The following is an 18,794-nucleotide window of genomic DNA, read 5'->3' as shown; positions in this document are numbered from 1 at the left end:
AGGAACAAGCACGACTCGCCTCCCGTTCATTTGCCGCTCCCGCGCGGCGCATGCTACAATTTGCTCATTCTGAAGAGCGGAGGAACACTCATACATGAACTCTTTTATCATTCATCAGTCCAATGTGCAGGAAGGCATTGTCGCCCGGCAGGCGACGCCGGAGGATACGGAGGCGGTGCTTGCGCTTCTGCTCGGCACGGCTAAGTGGCTGCAGAGCACCGGCTCCACGCAATGGAGCGCGCTGCTGCGCGGCGAGGACAGCCACGACACGCCAGCCGCCATCCGGCGCGGCGAAACGTTCGTCTTCGCGGCCGAGGACGGCGAGCTGGCGGGCGTGTTTATTCTCATGCAGCAGCCGAGCCCATGGGATCGCGACCTGTGGGGCGAGCTGGCGGAGAACGGCGAGTCGGCATTTTATTTGCACCGGTTGGCGATTAACCGCCGATTCGCCGGGCGCAGGCTCGGCGAGGCGATGATGCGCTGGGCGGAGAGCGGCATCCAATTCGGAGGCAAGACGCTCGTCAGGCTCGACTGCATCGCCAGCAACGAGGCGCTGAACCGCTTTTACAGCGGACTCGGCTATGCGTTCCGAGGGGCGACGAACGGCTTTAATTTGTATGAGAAGCCGACGGCTTCGCGGTAAACGCGCAGCGGGGAGCGGGATGCCGCGATACGATCGGCGCGTCCCGCGTCTGGCTCCGAGCTGCGTCCCGGGGTGAAAGGAGGGGCCGAGAAGCCTCTCTTTTTCGCGTGTAACGAGCGTCTCTCTTTGCGGATTCGACGCTTTGGCGCGTCTATTCACTAAACCGACTAATTTGAGAAGCGAATCCGGCAATTATTGTTTTGCGTTCGCGTCCCCATTCAAGTATGATGGATAGAAAAGACAATTGCCTAGCAGAAGGAGCATCAGTTGCCATGATTTCGAAAAACAGCCATGCCAAAATCGTCGACTGTACGATCCGCGACGGCGGACTCGTCAACAACTGGGATTTCAGCGTCGAGTTCGTCCAGCACTTATACAACTGCCTGAACGAGGCCGGCGTCGACTATATGGAGATCGGATACAAGAATTCGCCCAAGCTGTTGAAAGGCGCGGACAGTGCCGGCCCTTGGCGCTTCCTGGACGATGATTTCCTCCGCACCGTCATTCCGCAGAAGCTGAACACGAAGCTCTCCGCGCTCGTCGATATCGGCCGCGTGGACGAGAACGATATTTTGCCGCGCGAGCAAAGCATGCTAGACCTCATCCGCGTCGCCTGCTATATCCAGGACGTGGACAAGGCGCTCGAGCTCGTGCAGCTGTTCCACGATCGCGGCTACGAGACGACGATCAACATCATGGCGCTCTCCAACGTCATGGAGCACCAGCTGCTTGAGGCGTTCGAGCAGATCAACAACAGCGTCGTCGATGTCGTCTACATCGTCGATTCGTACGGTTCGCTGAGCCCGAACGACTTTAACCACCTGGTGGACAAGTTCCGCAAATATTTGCCGAACAAACGTCTGGGCGTGCACACGCACAACAATATGCAGCTGGCGTTCGCCAACACGCTGATCTCCGCGGAGAAAGGCGTCGAGCTGCTCGACGCGTCCGTATACGGCATGGGCCGCGCGGCGGGCAACTGCCCGACGGAGCTGCTCGTGGCGAATCTGAAGAACACGAAGTACAAGCTTCGCCCGGTGCTGGACATGATCGAGAAGTACATGATTCCGCTCCGCGAGAAGGAAGAGTGGGGCTATATCATCCCGTACATGATCACGGGCATGCTCGACGAGCATCCGCGTTCGGCGATGGCGCTTCGCGACTCCGCGAACAAGGACAAGAGCGTGGATTTCTACGACAAGCTGACGACGCCGGAAGTGTCGCACGGCAAATAAAGGATTGCGAATTACGAAGGCCGACCGGATGTCTGCCGCAGCGCTTGCGGGCGCGAGCGGCGGCCCGGCCGGCTTTTTTTGCGGGAAGGGCGGTAGTTGACGATGAGTTTTCAGAAAATAACGCCGCGCAAAATCTACGAGGAAATCGCGGAGCAGCTGAAGGCGCATATTTTGGACGGCGGCTGGAAGAGCGGCGAACGGCTCCCTTCGACGAAGGAGTTGTCCGAGCAATTCTCGGTGGGGCGCTCCACGATGCGGGAGGCGCTTAGCGCGCTCAAGGCGATGGGGCTGATCGAGATCCGGCATGGCGACGGCTGCTTCGTCCGCTCGGTGGAAGCGGGCGATGTACGGATGCCGGATTTCGACACCCGCTTGCTGAGCCGCGAAGCGATATTCGAGCTGTTGGAGGCGCGGATCGCGCTGGAAGTCTCGAACGCGTCGCTTGCCAGCCGGCGGCGGACGGAGGCGGATATGGCCGCCTTCCGGGAGCTGCTGAAGAGCATGCGGGATCGTCTGGGCGACGAGTCGTTCGGCGAGACGAGCGATCTGGCGTTCCATCGGCTGCTTGCCGAGGCGGCGCACAACACGATTCTCGTCCGGCTGCTCGAGACGATCGCCTCGCAGTTGGAGGCGGCGATCAAGGAGGCCCGGCGCATTCAACTCTACGGGAACGAGCAGGTGGCCCAGCGTTTGCTCGAAGAGCACGAGGCGATATTCGCGGCGGTCGAGCGGCAGGACGCCGCTGAGGCGGAAGCGCGCATGCGAGCCCATCTCGCGCACGTGGAAGGCGCGCTGCGCAAGCATTTCGAACAGCTGGATCATGGACAAAGCCCCGACGGCGCATGAATATGCCGTACGGGGCTTCCCGTGTTTCCTTCTGCCTTGGGATCGGTTGCTTCGCGCCTACTGTCCGCCTATGGCGTCGGTACGAATCGCTTGCTGGTAGAACGCAAGGTCGGGCGCGGTCGTAATCGTCTTCTGCGCGGCCAGAAAATCGCCGGTCGCTTTGAGCGTCTTCGCGAAGTCGCTTTCGGCTCCGCTTGCGCCCAAATATTTGGGCTCGCGCTGTTCCTCGGATTTGAGCCACACGAGCTGGTTCATCTGATCGAGGCTGTCCTGCTCGTTCTGGCCGAGCAGCGGCGCGAGCGCTTTGGCGGCCTCTTCGGGCTTGTCGCGGTAAAATTGAATCGTCTCGTCCAGTACGGCGACGTATTGCTTCAGGAACTCCGGATACTCGTCGGCGAACGTCTTGCGGACGATGCCCACGTCGGAGGTCACGATGCCTTGCTCGGCAAGCTCTTTCGCGGTGACGACGACTTTGCCCCCGTCCGCCTTGATTTTGCCTAACACCGGATTCCACACGAACGCGCCGTCGATGTCGCCGCGCTGCCAAGCGGCAAGAATGTCGGGCGGCTGCATGTCGAGAATCGTGACGTCCTTCTCGGCAACGCCAGCTGCCTGAAGGCCGGATAACAAGCTGAAGTGGCTCGTCGAGCCGAACGGCACGGCGATAGTTCGTCCGACGGCATCCTTGAGCGACGCGATCCCGCTGTCTCCGCGGACGGCCAGCGATTCGGCTTCGCCGATAATGTCGTGCAGGAAGTAGACCTGAAGATCAAGCTTGTTGGCGACCGCCACGGCGACGGGAACGGAGCCGGCCAAGCCGAGGTCGATGCCTTTGGCGGCGATCGCGGTGTTCACGTCGCGGCCGGATTCGAACGGAATCCACGTAATTTTCGTGTTCGGGAATTTCTTCTCCACCGCGCCGGTCGCTTTGGCGAGGAGCTCGGCGTTCGGGATGACCTGGAAGCCGATTCTCACTTCCTCGGGCTGTTTCGCTTCCGATTGTACGTCCGCCGAAGCGATCGTTTCTTTCGTCTCTCCAGCAGGATTCGAGTTGCCTCCGTTCGAGCCGCATCCGGCGAGCAGGAGCGCGGAGGCCAGAAGCGGAAGCGCCAAGGCGCGGACATTGAGTTTGCGGTTAAATCTAGACATGGCGTGCGTAACCCCTTTAGTAAAGTTATTTGGTAAAATAAACGTATCGCTCCGATAACGTGTCGGAGGTCGCGGTTCGATGAAACCGATGACGCGCCGGGCGTCGTACGGCCGCCCGCTAGTCAAGTTGTTGGCTTCTCCGCGCTTCATGCACGGCTAGCCGGCTGCCCAGGACGGTGATCGTAAGCGATCATTTCGCCCTGCTTGCCGATCACGTCCCGCTCCGCGCCGGAGCGGTTAAGCGGCAGGAGCGGGAACAGCAGCTCGGCCGCGCGGTACGCTTCTTCCAGATGCGGGTAACCGGAGAGGATGAACGTCTCGATTCCAAGCGCCGCGTACTCCCGCATCCTGGCGGATACCTGTTCGGGATTGCCGACGAGCGCGGTGCCAGCGCCGCCTCGTACGAGACCGATGCCCGCCCACAGGTTGGGCGCGACCACGAGCTTGTCGCGATCTCCCTTGTGCAGCGACGCCATGCGACGCTGGCCGACCGAATCCATGCGGGAATAGACCTGCTGGGCTTTGACGATCGTATCGTCGTCGACGTAGCGAATCAGAGCTTCAGCCGCTTCCCATGCCTCCTCTTCGCGTTCGCGCACGATGACGTGAAGGCGGATGCCGAAGCGGACGGTTCTCCCTTGCGCCGCATAGGCGGCTCTAACCTGCGCGATCTTCCGCTCGACGTCGGCGGGGGGCTCGCCCCATGTCAGATAGACGTCTGCGTGTTTGGCGGCGACGTCGATCGCGGCGGGGGACGAGCCGCCAAAGTAAAGCGGGGGATGCGGCTGCTGCTGCGGCGGGAACAGCACTTTGGCGCCGTTCACCTTCAGATGGGCGCCCTCATAATCGAGCGGCTCCTCTTCGGCGAGCAAGCGGCGCCAAACCGTCAGGAACTCGTCGGTCAGGCTATACCGGTCGTCGTGGCTGAGGAATAGTCCGTCGGCTTCCAGTTCCTCGGGATCGCCGCCCGCGACGACGTTCAGCAGGAGGCGTCCGCCGGATGTCCGGTCGAAGGTGGCCGCCATGCGGGCCGCAAGCGTCGGCGACATGAGTCCCGGGCGCAGCGCGACGAGGAATTTCAGCTTCTGGGTCGCGGGGATAAGCGAGGAAGCGATGACCCACGCGTCCTCGCAGGAACGCCCGGTCGGGAGCAGCACGCCGTCGTAGCCTAAGTCGTCGACGGCCTGCGCGATTTGGCGAAGGTAGACGGGCGTGATCGCCCTCGCTCCGTTCGTCGTGCCCAAGTAACGTCCGTCTCCGTAAGTCGGGATAAACCAAAAGAGCTCCATGCTTCTCATCCTCTCGTAAAATAAAAAACTCCCGGCACGCCCAAAAAAAGGGGATGCGGGAGTTTCCAGCTGGTCTGGTCAACTGCGCGGTTATCGTTTATTTAATTCCAACCGGAATACTATGAATAATGTAGCAGCAGCTGAAAATGTTGTCAATCAAAATGACGAAAGAGAGGAGGGGACTTCGCCCATGCCATTTTTGAAACGGCTGACGCTGCGATGGGAAGAGCTAGCGCCCGAGGACCGCGGACGGTTCCCTTACAATATTCCCGCGCTGCGGCAGTTGGACGAGCTGGCGTTTCGCGAGAACGTCACGTTCTTCACCGGCGACAACGGCTCGGGCAAATCGACTTTGCTCGAAGCGATCGGCGATCTGTGCGGGTTCAATATCGTGGGCGGCAAAGATACAGTCGTGCGCAATCAGATGGACGATGTGTCGCTCACGTCGATCATGAAGCTGCAGTGGCTGCCCAAGGTGAACCACGGCTTATATTTTCGGGCGGAGACGTTCGATACATTCGCGAGCTACATCGACGAGCTGGCACGGGACGTCGGCAGCTCGGCCTACGCGCCCTACGGCGGCATTTCGCTTCACCAACGCTCGCACGGCCAGGCTTTCCTGACGTTCTTCGAGAATCGGCTGTTGAAAAAAGGCCTGTACCTGCTCGACGAGCCCGAGTCGGCGCTCTCGCCGCAAAACCAGCTGGCCTTCCTGCGCATCATTCACGACATGGAACAATCGAGCCAAGCGCAGTTTATTATCGCGACGCATTCGCCGATCCTCATGGCTTACCCGGGCGCGGTCATCTATCATTTCCAAGAAGGACGAATCGAGGAGATCGCCTACGAGGAGACGGAGCAGTACATGCTGACGCGGGACTTCCTTAATCACCGGGAGCGATATTTGCGCATGCTCTTCGAATAGCAGCTTGTCGGCCAAGTCCGATTTCGCGATCCCCGGCTTCGCGCCGGAGACAATCCCGCTGCGCGCAGCGGGGTTATTTTTTATGTTCAGGAAGCGGCGGTAGGTCTTACGTGTGACAAATGGCCTATATTTACCCGCCTTAGGGCAGCATGAATCGGCATAATCGGCCTTCAAACGGCGGCGAAAAGTTTATTTTTTTGAGGGGATCTTGTCCGTTTCAAACGGATTTGGAGCCGTGTATATCCTAAGTGTCAAGCACGTGATTCAAACAAAGACGAACTCAAAAAAGGGAGAGATGATGATGAAGGGTTTTCGCGCGAAAGTCGGCATGATGCTGGTGGCATCGGCACTGGCGGTACCAACAATGGCCGCGGCCGCGGAGGAAGCGGTCACCACGACGGATACGGTCGTATCCACGGAGACGACGGTTCCGGCGGTTCAAAACATGAGCATCAAATTCCGGCTCGACAGCAGCCAATTCGAAGTGAACGGCACGACGATGACGATGGACACGGCACCGGATATCGTGAACCAAACGTCCTACGTCTCGCTGAAGCATTTCGCCGAAGCGATCGGCGCCGAGCTGACTTGGGATGCTTCGGGCGAGAACGCGACCTTGAAGACCAGCGACTTCACCGCGACCTTCAAAATCGGAGATTCCCTCATTTGGCTCAACGGCGCGGAGGTTGAACTTGGCGCATACATAGGCGAGAAAGACGGACGCACGATCGTGCCGATCCGCGCGCTCGGCCAGCTGTTCGGCTGGAACGTCAACTTTTACGGCGCCGGCAATATTTATTTGAGCAAAACGATCATGTAATGGGTGATCGCGTGAACACGAGGTGAAACTCATACGTTCCTATAGGTCAAGAAAGGGATGCCGGATCGTCAAAGCCATTTGACGACGGCATCCCTTTTTATTGGGGGGATTCGGCGGGCGGTCGTCACTCGGCAGCGAGTAACCCCTCGGATGTCGAGACCGTTAACCGCTCGTTTAGAAGCCCGGCAGCTCGCCGTCCCCTCGAATGTTGGCCGCATGATGAGCCGTGTTCGGATGCAAAAAGCCCGTGCCCGCAAGCGCGCGTCCGCCGGCCGTGGCGCCGGTCAATTCGACGCGCAGGTCCGCGCTTTCCTCGAAGTCGTGCAGCAGCGCTGTCTGGGACATGCCATCGATCTCGATGTACCAGAGGCGGTAGCCGGTATCGGTAACGACATAAAGCTGGGCTTTCGCGAACAACAGCTTCGTCGTCTCTTCGCCGCGCATAATGCTCAGTTCGGCCAATTGATAAGTTTCCATAACGCGTCTGTCCCCTTACGTCAAAGTCTTCTTCCGATTGTACTTCCCGGGCATTCGGGATGCAACCTTTATCCGTCTGGATGCGTTTGGAAGTTGTGGAGGCGCATATCCAGAACAAATAGCATGTGCATGCGCGTTCCGCAGCGTGTTCAATCCATACAAGGGGGCATGGAGATGAAGAAGACACGAACGAGAATGAAGGAACAAGGCGGCGGCCGCAAGCTTATCAAAGGCATGCGGCCGCTTGCGCTGCTCTTGGCGGCTGCGCTGCTGGCGAGCGGCTGCTCGTCGAACGACAGCGGCAACGATGCGGCTGCGGGCAATACGGCGGTCGGCGAAGCGGAGACGGACAGTGGCGCGACGGCCGACAAGGGCAGCGATTCGTCCGCGCCTTCCGATGGCGGCGACGAAGCCGCTAGCGAACCGAAGCCGTCGAAAGCGGAAGACAAGGCATCGCCGACTAAGAAGCCGAACGGGCAGCAGCCTGATCCGCAAGCCGGCTTGCTGACGGCGGGCGAGTGGAATGATCTGAGCGAATGGCAGGATTGGCAGCAGCTGAACGCCAGGCCGGAAGTGCAGCAGCTGCGCGATTACTGGGAATTTTACCGGTTCGATATGCTGGATGTTCGCGTCACCGGCGGCGGCCGGCCCGTTGCGGACGCGATCGTCCGCGTCGTGGACGAAGACGGTCAATACGTCTGGGAAGCGCGCACCGATGCGTCGGGTCGGGCCTTCGCTTACGCGGGGCTGCTTGACGAGCAGAGCGGCCAGGGCAAATATTCGGTCGAGGTCGAGTCGGACGGCGGACGGAAGCAATTCGAGAACGTATCGATTCCGCGCGGCGAAGCGCTGCAGGTAGATCTAGGCGAAGCGAAGCAGGCGCCGGACGATCTGGATCTCATGTTCGTCGTCGACACGACCGGTTCCATGGACGACGAATTGGCTTACTTGCAGACCGAGCTGAAGGACGTCGTGAAGCGGGTAGGCCAAGATAACGGCCAACAGCTCGATATCCGGGTCAGCACGAATTTCTATCGGGACAAAGGCGACGATTACGTCGTCCGGCCATTCCCGTTCACGCCCGATATCGATACGGCGGTGAAGCAAATCGGCGAGCAGGAAGCTTATGGCGGGGGGAATTTCCCGGAGGCCGTCGATCAAGCGCTTCAGGACGCGGTGCACGAGCACGAATGGAGCACGGACGCTCGCGCCAGATTGCTGTTTCTCGTGCTGGACGCCCCGCCGCACCACGATGATCCCGTTATTCGGAAGATGAAGCGCTTGACGCAGGATGCGGCGGCGCAGGGCATTCGGATCATCCCCGTCGTGTCGAGCGGCGCGGACAAAAATACCGAGTATCTCATGCGGTTCATGTCCGTGGCGACAGGCGGGACGTATCTGTTCTTGACCGACCACAGCGGCGTCGGGAACGAACACTTAGACCCGACTGTCGGCGAATACGAGGTTCGGCCGCTCAATGATTTGCTCGTCGACGTCATCAACCGGTACGTCCAGGCGAATTAACGTCCGGCTATGCCGGCTCGGTAGCGGCATCGAATGAAATACGCGTCCTCGAGCGTCGTCAGCGCAGGTTCGAAGCCTGCCCCAGGACAGCGGCTGCCGAGAAGACGGAGCTCGTCATAGCCGTCCTCGGGCCGGATGTGGAGCAGCTGTGCGGGATCGAACCGGCGGTGGGCGCCCTGGACGACAGTTCCGGTCCAGACGGAAGCGGGTAAGCCTTCCGTCCACTCTTCCGCCGTGCCGTAGAAGCAAGGGAGGCCTTCTTCGAACCACAGCACGTGGTCCGCCCATGCTTCCCATTCGTTCATCTCGTGCGTGGATACGACGATCGTGCGGCTTCGCGAATGGGCGGCCACGAACCGGGTGAAGTGCAGCCGCTCGAGCGTATCCAGCGCGTTCAAGGGTTCATCCAGGAATAGAAAAGACGGCGAGGCGATCCACGCTTGCGCCAGGGCGACCCGCTGTCGGACGCCCTGCGCAAGCGTTTTGATTTTGTGGGCGCGGTAGTCCCCGAGATGGAACGACTCGATCAGCCACTCCAGTTCGCCGGCGGCCAAGCCTCCTTTCAGCTCCGCGAAATAACGGAGCAGCTTGGTGACGGTCATTTGCTCGTACAGCTCAACGCCCGACGGCACGAATCCGATGCGCGCGCGGATGGCGGCCAGATCCCGTTCCACCCCCAAGCCATCGTAGCGAATGATGCCGCTGTCGGGGAAGCGGGCGGTCGCCAGCAGCTGCAGCAGGGATGATTTGCCCGCGCCGTTCGGCCCGACGAGCAGCGTGATCCCCGGCTTGAGCGTTAGCCGCGGCACGGACAGCTCGAACGACGATGCCTGGCGGCGGTACACGACCTGATGCATTTCCAGCATGATGCTTGTTTCTCTCCCTTGTTCGTCGTCGTTACGGAAGCAGGCGCGTGCCGAAGCTTCTGCGGTAGGCAAGCGCGAGCAGGAGCAGGCCCGCCAGCAGCGCGCCGGTCTGGATATGGGTCAAATACTCGTTCGAGGCGAAGTCCCACACCGGCACGATCCGCTGCATCAGGCCGTTCCAAGCGAACCAGAGCAGCAGCGCGACGGCATAGGCGGTCTTCATCCCGCGCGACATGATCAGATAAGCGGTGAGACCGCTCAGGAACAGCAGCACCGACAGCCAATGCAGCATGAACGGCAGCATCGGGAACGTCTCCACCTTCATGTTCATGTAGAACGAACCGGCGATGCCGAACAGCAGATTCAGGCTGATGACGATCATCGTACGGACGATGAGGAGCAGCGCGGGCGGGAACGGCGTGATCGACTCGATCATCCGCAGCTCCTTGTTCCAGGTGCGGAAGCTGTACGCAAGCGAAGCGAGCAGCAGCGCGGGTAATATAAAGGTGAAGGTGTTGCCTACCGAATGGAACGAGACGTTCTGGTCCGTCGGCAATATTAACAGCAGCATCGCGAACACCATCAAGCTGGCCAGCCAGTACATCCGGGAGTACGAAGAGAGCTGCGAGCGGATCAGCCGGTACAGCGATAGCGGGCGCAGCGGCGCCGATTGAAGCGTGTAACGCTCGGCTTCGGAGGTCTGCCGCAGCTCGTTGAACGCCGGTTGGAGATTGCGAATGAGACGGATCGTGTCCTGCGACGAAACCGGGCTCGCGAGCAGCCGGGAGAGCGGTTCGCGCATTTCATCTTCTAGCTGATTCAGTTCATTGTCGTTTGGCACGCTCATTCCGTCCGCCTCCTTGATGGCCCGCATCCGCCGCGATTTCGGGATGCAGGCGCGATTTTAACTTGCGCAAGCCGTTGTATAGATGAGTTTTGACCGAACCGAGCGGCAAGCTGACGATGTCGGCGATGTCTTGCAATTTCAAATCCTGAAAAAATCGAAGCGTGATGATTTCCTTTTGCACTTCGGGCAAGGAATCGAGCGATTCCTTGATTTCTCTGCGGGTCTCCTGCCGTTCCGCGATCAGCGCGACGGCCGGACCCAGATCATGCTGCTCCGGCGGCTCGGCGAACGAGGTTTGCACGTAGCGGAAGTGGGCGCTTTTCCAATAATCCCGGCATAAATTCAGCGCCACCCGGTACAGCCACGCCTGCACGTTGTCCGGCGGCTTCCGGTCCTGCAGCTGCTTGATCAGGCGGAGGAACGTCTCCTGGACGAAATCCTCGGCTTTGCCGCTGTCTTTGAGCTGCCGCTGGAGGAAGCCCGAGAGCGGGGCGTGATAGCGGTGGACGAGCGCTTCGAAGCTCGCTTGGTCGCCATCGGCCATCCGCTGCAATAATTCTTCATCTGTCATCGGAATTGCTCACCTGCCTTTCTCCTCATACCAGGCTTGTAGCCATTGTTCCCACGTAATACGCGGGTAGCGGTACGGCTCCGCCGCTTCGATCGCAAGCGGGCTTGCGAAACGCGCGGAAGTATGGTCTTCGATCGTAAGTCCCTCGTTCCAAAATCGCCGCAGCACCCGTTTGGCCACGTCCGCTTTGCCTTCTTCATAGGCGGTATCGATCATTTGCTTCATTTTTTCGCCGATCGGCGAGAGCATATAGACATCCTCCTCTTGCGCGATGACGCGTTCCTTCATCGGGATGTACAATGCGATCATTCGCCTGATTTCCTGCACGATCGAATACGTGCTCAGCATGCTGCGGTTCTGGTCTTCCCATTCGTTCACCGGGGACGAGCTGTAGACCGTGTCCCCGAACAGCAGGAAGCTGAGCGTTTGCTCCATCCGGTACGCATCGAGATTGCTATGCCGCAGCTCGCCGATAAACAACGTGTCCCCGATTGGAAAGACGCTTGTCAACCCGTAGCTGCGGTCAAACGTGCCAATGAACGGGAAATACACGATTTGGCGGATGCGCTCCAGCCGCATGCCCGTCCACTGTTCATAGAATGCCCGGCGCTCGCGCAGATTTTCCAAGAAAATCCGCGCCTCCTCCACATTGCCCGGCGTCGTCAGCATGAAGGCGGGCTCGTCTGCCACCTTCACCGTCGTGAACGAGCCGCCTGCTATGGTGGGAAGAGCGGCGTCCGTCCCGGCGAAGCTGCGCGCGTCTGGACGGTCATCGTCCGCCGGGGGCAGCGTGGAGACGAGCCGGCCGGCGAAACCTTCCAGCCGCAGGCGAAAATCCGCGCGCAGTCCGTCCGTCACGTCGGCGCGAGGCACGATCTGATCGCCTAGACGATACATCAAGCTGTCCCCGCCGGGGATGGGATACCAGCCCAGATAAGCCGGGAGGAATGAGCTCCCTCCGTGCGCGAACAGAAGATGGTACTGCCCCGAGCCGTCCTGCGCCCATTCGTTCAGCGGGGAAGCGGCGGCATATTCCCAGACCACCTTGTGCGAAGACGCGGCCGGATCGAGCGCATCCTGATCGAACGAGATGCGATCCTGCTCCTGCGTCCAGGGAACCGTCTCACCGTCCACCGTTAGTCCGCGTACGTTGAATTTTGGATAGAGCAGGAAGGTCACGCGTCCTTCGGTGCGATCGGTTACGGTATCGACCCCTTCATGAGCGGGAAGCAGTTGTCCCGCTCGGGTCGGCAAGACGATCTCCGCTCTCGCGGTTAAGGAATCGTCCTCGCCGCGCGAGAGCCGCACGTCGAGGCTCGCCACTTCGAAGGCATAGGGCTCGTGCGGCCGAATTTGTGCCGCATCCGCATCCGGAACGGACGGCATAAGCTGCCGCCATTGCGCGTATCGCTGCTGCCATACCTCAGCATAAGGGACGTACACCGCGGAGGCGGCGATCAAAGCGGCGCCCATAAGCGCGATCGGCGCAACCGGCCTGACTACCGGACGAGTGCGGGCTAGCAGGGAGCAAGCCGCCGCCAGGAGCAGCACGGTGACCGTCCCGGCGAATGCGTACGTCAGCGGATACTCCAAGCCGGACAACCGATAGGCCCAGGCCTCGCTCGCAGACGCCCCCAGATCCCCGATCAAATGATTCAAGCTGAACAGTCGCATCGGATGCCAATTAAACACTTCGATTAAATAGATGGGCACGAAAATCGAACCGAATATCCAGCCGCAGAAGGCGACAGGAAGCGCGAACCGCAGCGGGAACAAGGCGCCGACGACGATCCCGACCGCTACCCCAGCCGCGAAGGACGTTTCGTAAAGCGGCGCGTAATGGGCGATTTCGCTCCAGATGGACCGCCAACTTAATTTATGATGGACCGCGACGCCAACATAGACGGCGAGTATGCAGACGGTAAATGCGCTGCTGTACAGCATGCCGGCAATCCATTTGGCCGCGATCATGACGCGGTTCGTCACCGGCAAGGTCAAGCTCCACTCATAGGATGGATTCAGCGCGTCCCTCCGGATCAGCAGCACGCCGAGGAACATGGGGAGCGCCGTCAGGAACGTCATCAGCGTGGCGTGAGCATCGGCGGCGTACAAGTTGACGTCCATCGAGGCCGGAAGTCCGATATCCGCGCATTGAAATAGCATCCATAGCCCGGCCGCGGGCGGCAGCAGGAGGGTCCATCGCAGCCTGGCGATCAGCTTCAGCTCGAATCCCGTTTGCAGCCAAAGCGTCCGCATCACGATCCCGCGCCTCTGCTTCCGGTGATGAGCGCCAAATACCCTTCTTGCATCGTCGGCGCGGCGGCATGGGCATACGGAGTCGGAGGATACTCCGAGATCGTGCGGCAAAGAATGCCGTCCGCCGTGCGGCGAGCGGTCAGCAGCCGCTCTTGCGCCATCGCCCGCCATTCGCGCTCGGAGGCTTCCCACTGCCAAAGCTTGCCTTCGGCGTAACCGGCGAGACCGCCTAGCCGCCCGTTGTATAAAAGCTTGCCGCTTCGCAATACGAGCACTTGACCGCATACGGCCTCGATATCGCTCAGTACGTGCGTCGACAGCAGCACGGTGGCGTTCGGCGCCAGCTCGGCCAGCACGTTGCGCAGCCGCAGCCGCTCCTCCGGGTCAAGGCCCGCCGTCGGTTCGTCGACGATAACGGCTTCCGGCTTGCCGACGAGCGCTTGTGCGATGCCGAGCCGCTTGATCATGCCGCTGGAGAAGGAGCCGACCGGCTGATCGGCTTTGTCTTCGAGACGGACCGCGGCAATTAGCGCTTTCACTTGAGATTGCTGCTCCAAGCGGGTGCCCGCGTTCTTCAGCTTGGCGGCGTGCAGCAGCCACTCCCGGGCGGTCAACTGCGGATAAAGCCGGAACGTCTGGGGGACGTAGCCGATCCTTATTCTGGACCTTGCCACGTCACGAACGGTGACGCCGTGCAGCGAGGCATCGCCGGTCGTCGGCGCGAGCAGTCCGGCGAGCAGGCGCATGAGGGTTGATTTGCCAGCCCCGTTGGGACCGAGCAAACCGTAAATTCCGCGTTCTAACTGAAAGGTCAAGGGCTCCAAGGCCCAAATTTGTTTGTATTTTTTGCCTAATTGGTCGGCGGTAAGCATGCTTGCGATTCCTCCTCCTTCCTAAACGAGCGCCGGGGGCGAAAAGTTTGAGGAAGTGCTTGAAAGATGCTGGACAAGATCAATGTTTATAGTACAAACTAGAAAGAAGAACCATGTTTCTTCCGTCTATTTTACACGAAATCGTCCGGAATCGGATCATGCGCTTTCGAGAAGGATCGCCTAGGTCCTTGGACGATCGGTCAGGAACGGCGGAAGTATATTCATACATAATCGCAGTCTGTCGAATAGTGGCAATGAAGGATAATGGACGCAGGATGAAAGTCCTTTCCGATATAGGAGAGGCGAACGCAATGGAGCAATCCTTCTGGAGGGAATCGACCATTTATGAAACGGGCGGACATATGGACATGGGGAGCGGCGGTCTGCCTCATCGCGGCGGCGGCTGTTCCCGGCATGTTTGAATTTGGAATGAATTTGCATATTTATAAGCGGGATTTCGCCTTTATGCACGCGATGGGGGAATTTCTAACCTTTGCTTCCTGCTTCACGATCTTCACGCTCGGCTGCCTGTCCCGTCCGGGTGCCCTGACGCGTTGGCAGCGCTCGCTGGCTTCCTTGTACGGCGCGGTTGGCGTGCTGAGCCTGATGCATGCCATGACCTCGAAGGGCATGCCGCTGGCTTCGGCGGAAGGCGCGGTCTCGCTGCCGCTCGTCTATGCGGGCTGCGCCGAGCTCGCCGGCGCGATCGGACTGCTCGTTCTATTCGGCAAAGGCCATCGTGAAGCGGAGCGTGGGCAATCGCGGCTTGTCATAATCGGCGCAGCCACGGCCAGCGCCGTCGCGGCCGGGGGGATTTACGCGTGGGCAAGCAGCGTTGGTCTGGCGCAGGGGAACGGCATACGGGCGGTTGGCGCCGCGACGGAGGGCGTGATTCTGGTGGCATACGCGCTCACGGCGGCGCTGGTGTTCTTCCGTTACCGTACCTCCATGCCGACGCTCGCCTCATCCGCGATACAAGCGGTTGCGTTGTTTGCGCTTGCGAATTCGCTTCTCGTGGTCAGCGGCGGCGCCGAGACCTACGCGTTGCTGGCAGGACATGGATTACGGCTGCTCGGTTTCGCTTCGCTGATCCGGGGCATGATCGCCACGGCAGCGGAAGCGGAGGCGCAGATGCACCAATCGTGCAAGGCGGATATCGACCGCGACGAACTGACCGGGCTTGCGACAAGGCGCATGCTGAAGGAACAGCTGCAGGCCGAGATGATTCAGGCCAAGAACGACAACCGCGTCCTGGGGCTGCTGCTGCTGGATATCGACCGGTTCAAGACGATCAACGACGCGCTGGGCCATACGTTCGGGGACTCCATGATCCAAGCGGTCTCGGAGAGACTGCGGACGGCGATGGACGGTCAAGACCGGATCTACCGGATGGGCGGAGACGAATTCGCGGTCGTGCTGCCCGGACTAGCGACGACCGAGGCGGCCGAAACTTACGCGCAGCGGCTGATGGGCATGTTCGACCGGCCGATTCTGCTCGACGACGCGGAATATCACATCACGATCAGCATCGGCATTTCGTTTTTCCCGCAGGACGGAGAGAGCGTCGACGTGCTGATCAAGAATGCCGACACGGCGATGTACACGGCGAAGGTGCACCGCAACGAATTCCAAAGCTATCATTCCGAGATGAACCAGACGACCCGGGATAAGCTCCGGCTGGAGAGCGATCTGCGCAAGGCGCTGGAGAACGAGCAATTCACGCTCGCCTATCAGCCGCTGGTCAATTTGAGCACGGGACGGATCGTCGGCGTAGAGGCGCTCGTCCGCTGGCAGCATCCGCAGCGCGGACTGCTCCCGCCGGGGGAGTTCATCCCGCTTACCGAGGAGAACGGGCTGATCCTGCCGCTCGGCGAATGGGTGCTCAAGGCGGCTTGCAGACAGAACAAGGCGTGGCAGGATGCGGGCATGCCGCCGATGCGGATGTCGGTCAACCTGTCGATGAGACAATTCCGGCAGCATAAGCTGGCCGACCGGATCAAGAGCATTCTGGAGCAGACCGGCATGCCGCCGGAATATTTGGAGCTGGAGATTACGGAGAGCATGACGAGCGACGTGGAGTTCGCGATCGATACGCTGTCGAATTTGAAGGCGCTCGGCGTGCAGATCAGCATTGACGATTTCGGAACGGGATACAGCTCGCTCGGTTACTTGAAGCGGTTCCCGGTCGACAAGCTGAAGATCGACCGCTCGTTCGTTACCGACCTGACGGAAGGAAGCAGCGACGCCGCAATCGTCACGACGATTACGTCCATGGCCCGCCATTTGAAGCTGAAGGTTACCGCGGAAGGCGTCGAGAACGACGATCAGCTTCGCTTCCTGCGCGAGCGGAACTGCGAAGAGGCGCAAGGATATTACTTCACGAAGCCAATCCCGGCGAATTTATTCGAGCATTGGTATAAGCGGTATTTGCAAACGGCTTAAACAATCGGAGGTGGCAGGCCTGCGCGTGACATTATTCATCTATGGCTCGCTGCTGCCGGGGCTGAGCAACCACGGGTTATTGGCCGGACGTATGCTGGCTATGACACCGGGCCGCGTCGCCGGGCGGCTGGTCGACGTCGGGCCGTATCCCGCGTTGGTCCGCGATGCGGCCGCGGCGGAGAAGGGCAGCAAGGCGCGCGGTCTTTGGATCGACGTGGAGCTTAAGTTCTTGCCCATGCTGGATGAGCTGGAAGACTTCGCTGGATTGGAAGAGCCGAACGATTACGATCGCGTCTGGACCGCGGATGCCGATGACCCGGCGAAGTGCGGCTGGGTGTATGTCTGGCCGGACGACCGGGGCAAGCCGGCCGTGGACGGCGAGGATTGGGCGCGTTATTTCGACGAGAAGCGCAGATAGAAAGCAAGAGAACGGGGGCTACATGCGGCTCCCGTTTTTTTTGTGCGGATTTCGTGTACGCTGGCTGATCTTCTATCGCTGCAGCTAGCATGCCTCGCGTTTGCCGGTCTCTCGCTGCTGCTTGCCTTTGCCGTGTGCGTGAAGACGCTGGCGCCATCCAGGGCCGTGTTTTTCGAATCGCAGCCGTGACGTCAATTAACCTCCTTCATGCAGGTATAATAGGACATATGTCCTTTGGCATCGGCGGAAAATGACGTAAACTTTCGATGTCAGTCGAAACACAGCTATGGCATGAAGGGAGCGGCGAAAGTTGAAAAAGCGGAACGACGCGCAAGAGATTCGCGCGCTGATCGAAGGCCATGGTCTTGGCGAGGCGTTCGGTCCGGAGGCGGCGGAGCGGATAGAGCTTCGCGTATACGACGACGGCGAATTCGTGTGCAAGATGGGCGAGCAGACGGACGGACTGTACGTGCTCGTATCCGGCAAGCTGAAGATTTATACGCTGCTGCCGTCCGGCAAGTCGATGCTGCTTCGTTTCGGCAAGGCGCCGTCGCTAATCGGCGACGTGGAGTGGACGGGGCAATTTCCGGTTAAGAACAATGTGGAGGCCGTGGGCGAGTGCGTCCTGCTGTTTGTCAGCCGCGAGGTCATTATGGAGCTGCAGGCGCATCGTCCGGCTTTTCTTTGGTTCATGATCGAAAATTTAAGCTACAAGCTGCACACGTTCGGCAATGCGACGGCAATGAACGTGCTTTATCCGGTAGAGAACCGATTTGCGAGCTATCTGCTCACCCTGCACGAGCTTCGGGACCGGCAAGGAGCCGCGGACGAAATCCGTACCACGACGCTGACGGAGACGGCCGAGATGCTGGGGACGAGCTATCGCCATCTCAACCGGGTCATCGCCCGTTTCATCGGCGAAGGGGTGCTGGCGCGCCGAAGAGGGCGTCTCGTCATTTTGGACGAAGAGAAGCTGCGCGCGCTGGCCGGCGGCCATTCATACGCGTAGTCGGGCAGAGCTGGCGTGGCGGCTGTCGGAAGGGGTTCTGGCTAGTAATGACTGGGATACTGTATTCGATCGTGGCGGGTCTGATCGTGGCGATGCAGGGCGTCGTCAATACGCGGCTCAGCGAGAAGGCGGGGTTTTGGTTGACGAACGCGTTCGTGCACGGCTCGGGATTTGCGGTTTCGCTGCTCATCTTAGCCATCATGCGCGATGGCAGCGCGGGGGGGCTGATGCAAGCAAGCAAAGCCTACTGGCTCGGCGGAGTGATGGGCGTTGGGATCGTATTCGCGGTCATGAAAGGCATGGGGACACTCGGGCCCTCGTATTCGGTGGCGCTGCTCATGATCGCGCAGCTGATCTTCGCTCTGTTAATCGACAGCTTCGGCTGGTTCGGGACGCGAGCGGTGCCTTTCACCTGGAATAAAGCGGCAGGTATCGCGATCATGATCGCCGGTATCTTGGTCATGAAGTGGAAATAGATTCCGTCTCACGGGCAAGCGTTGGTACGAAAATCGGCAGCGGCGATAGAGTCGACCCAAGATCGCCGGCGGGAGACGAAATGGACGCCTCTATGCCCGAACAGGCCGCAGCGCTCGTTAGTCGAGCGC

18 protein-coding genes are annotated in these 18,794 nt (G+C 60.2%); 10 read left to right on the top strand and 8 right to left on the bottom strand.

The window, feature by feature from the left end; all coding sequences use genetic code 11:
- The first annotated feature begins 94 nt into the window (after positions 1-94).
- From ACFSKT_RS21300 to ACFSKT_RS21290, 3 genes are all read left to right on the top strand, one after another.
- Positions 95-643 carry a GNAT family N-acetyltransferase gene (locus tag ACFSKT_RS21300; protein ID WP_377718207.1) on the top strand — a complete coding sequence of 183 codons (549 nt, stop codon included), beginning with the start codon at positions 95-97 and terminating at the stop codon, positions 641-643.
- A 272-nt stretch (positions 644-915) separates the two neighbouring features.
- Complete coding sequence (locus ACFSKT_RS21295) at positions 916-1,878, top strand: aldolase catalytic domain-containing protein (protein WP_377718208.1); 963 nt, start codon at positions 916-918, stop codon at positions 1,876-1,878.
- A 102-nt stretch (positions 1,879-1,980) separates the two neighbouring features.
- Positions 1,981-2,724: a FadR/GntR family transcriptional regulator gene (locus ACFSKT_RS21290; protein ID WP_377718209.1), complete on the top strand. Its 744-nt coding sequence runs from the start codon at positions 1,981-1,983 to the stop codon at positions 2,722-2,724.
- 57 nt (positions 2,725-2,781) lie between these two features.
- On the opposite strand, the gene ACFSKT_RS21285 is transcribed toward ACFSKT_RS21290, so the two are convergent.
- Both ACFSKT_RS21285 and ssuD read right to left on the bottom strand, forming a co-directional pair.
- Complete coding sequence (locus tag ACFSKT_RS21285; protein WP_377718210.1) at positions 2,782-3,873, bottom strand: taurine ABC transporter substrate-binding protein; 1,092 nt, start codon at positions 3,871-3,873, stop codon at positions 2,782-2,784.
- Positions 3,874-4,019: 146 nt separating this feature from the next.
- Positions 4,020-5,162, bottom strand: coding sequence for an FMNH2-dependent alkanesulfonate monooxygenase (ssuD, locus tag ACFSKT_RS21280; RefSeq protein WP_377718211.1), 1,143 nt, complete (start codon positions 5,160-5,162; stop codon positions 4,020-4,022).
- A 190-nt stretch (positions 5,163-5,352) separates the two neighbouring features.
- Between ssuD and ACFSKT_RS21275 the strand changes: the two genes are divergently transcribed.
- Both ACFSKT_RS21275 and ACFSKT_RS21270 read left to right on the top strand, forming a co-directional pair.
- On the top strand, positions 5,353-6,087 hold the full coding sequence (locus ACFSKT_RS21275) for an AAA family ATPase (RefSeq protein ID WP_377718212.1): 735 nt from the start codon (positions 5,353-5,355) through the stop codon (positions 6,085-6,087).
- Positions 6,088-6,388: 301 nt separating this feature from the next.
- Entirely contained in the window at positions 6,389-6,907 is a 519-nt protein-coding gene (locus ACFSKT_RS21270; RefSeq protein WP_377718213.1) for a copper amine oxidase N-terminal domain-containing protein, read from the top strand.
- 174 nt (positions 6,908-7,081) lie between these two features.
- Here the strand turns inward: ACFSKT_RS21270 and ACFSKT_RS21265 are convergent, their stop codons facing one another.
- Positions 7,082-7,384: a hypothetical protein gene (locus ACFSKT_RS21265; RefSeq protein WP_377718214.1), complete on the bottom strand. Its 303-nt coding sequence runs from the start codon at positions 7,382-7,384 to the stop codon at positions 7,082-7,084.
- 174 nt (positions 7,385-7,558) lie between these two features.
- Between ACFSKT_RS21265 and ACFSKT_RS21260 the strand changes: the two genes are divergently transcribed.
- Positions 7,559-8,908 carry a vWA domain-containing protein gene (locus tag ACFSKT_RS21260; RefSeq protein WP_377718215.1) on the top strand — a complete coding sequence of 450 codons (1,350 nt, stop codon included), beginning with the start codon at positions 7,559-7,561 and terminating at the stop codon, positions 8,906-8,908.
- On the opposite strand, the gene ACFSKT_RS21255 is transcribed toward ACFSKT_RS21260, so the two are convergent.
- Genes ACFSKT_RS21255 through ACFSKT_RS21235 form a run of 5 tightly spaced genes read right to left on the bottom strand, consistent with a single transcriptional unit; the run spans position 8,905 to position 14,320 of the window.
- Positions 8,905-9,774: an ATP-binding cassette domain-containing protein gene (locus ACFSKT_RS21255; RefSeq protein WP_377718216.1), complete on the bottom strand. Its 870-nt coding sequence runs from the start codon at positions 9,772-9,774 to the stop codon at positions 8,905-8,907. The two genes, ACFSKT_RS21260 and ACFSKT_RS21255, sit on opposite strands and share 4 nt — an antisense overlap.
- A gap of 31 nt (positions 9,775-9,805) precedes the next feature.
- Complete coding sequence (locus ACFSKT_RS21250) at positions 9,806-10,621, bottom strand: hypothetical protein (protein ID WP_377718217.1); 816 nt, start codon at positions 10,619-10,621, stop codon at positions 9,806-9,808.
- Positions 10,599-11,192, bottom strand: a complete 594-nt coding sequence (locus tag ACFSKT_RS21245; RefSeq protein WP_377718218.1) for an RNA polymerase sigma factor — start codon at positions 11,190-11,192, stop codon at positions 10,599-10,601. Before ACFSKT_RS21245 ends, ACFSKT_RS21250 begins: the two co-directional genes overlap by 23 nt.
- 9 nt (positions 11,193-11,201) lie before the next feature.
- Entirely contained in the window at positions 11,202-13,451 is a 2,250-nt protein-coding gene (locus ACFSKT_RS21240) for a hypothetical protein (RefSeq protein WP_377718219.1), read from the bottom strand.
- A complete protein-coding gene (locus ACFSKT_RS21235; RefSeq protein WP_377718220.1) occupies positions 13,448-14,320 on the bottom strand; it encodes an ATP-binding cassette domain-containing protein in 873 nt (290 codons plus the stop codon). The genes ACFSKT_RS21240 and ACFSKT_RS21235 overlap by 4 nt, the downstream gene beginning before the upstream one ends.
- 345 nt (positions 14,321-14,665) lie before the next feature.
- Between ACFSKT_RS21235 and ACFSKT_RS21230 the strand changes: the two genes are divergently transcribed.
- The 4 genes from ACFSKT_RS21230 (at position 14,666) to ACFSKT_RS21215 (ending at position 18,665) form a co-directional block, all read left to right on the top strand.
- Complete coding sequence (locus ACFSKT_RS21230) at positions 14,666-16,762, top strand: putative bifunctional diguanylate cyclase/phosphodiesterase (RefSeq protein WP_377718221.1); 2,097 nt, start codon at positions 14,666-14,668, stop codon at positions 16,760-16,762.
- Between the two features lie 25 nt (positions 16,763-16,787).
- On the top strand, positions 16,788-17,180 hold the full coding sequence (locus ACFSKT_RS21225; RefSeq protein WP_377718222.1) for a gamma-glutamylcyclotransferase family protein: 393 nt from the start codon (positions 16,788-16,790) through the stop codon (positions 17,178-17,180).
- A 310-nt stretch (positions 17,181-17,490) separates the two neighbouring features.
- Positions 17,491-18,189 (top strand): Crp/Fnr family transcriptional regulator, encoded by a 699-nt coding sequence (locus tag ACFSKT_RS21220; RefSeq protein WP_377718223.1) that lies wholly within the window; start codon positions 17,491-17,493, stop codon positions 18,187-18,189.
- Between the two features lie 47 nt (positions 18,190-18,236).
- Entirely contained in the window at positions 18,237-18,665 is a 429-nt protein-coding gene (locus tag ACFSKT_RS21215) for a DMT family transporter (protein WP_377718224.1), read from the top strand.
- The last annotated feature ends 129 nt before the right edge of the window (positions 18,666-18,794 follow it).

The sequence above is a fragment of the Paenibacillus xanthanilyticus genome, from assembly GCF_042682185.1.
GTDB lineage: Bacteria > Bacillota > Bacilli > Paenibacillales > Paenibacillaceae > Paenibacillus_Z > Paenibacillus_Z xanthanilyticus.
This window is presented reverse-complemented; position numbering and strand designations above follow the sequence as displayed.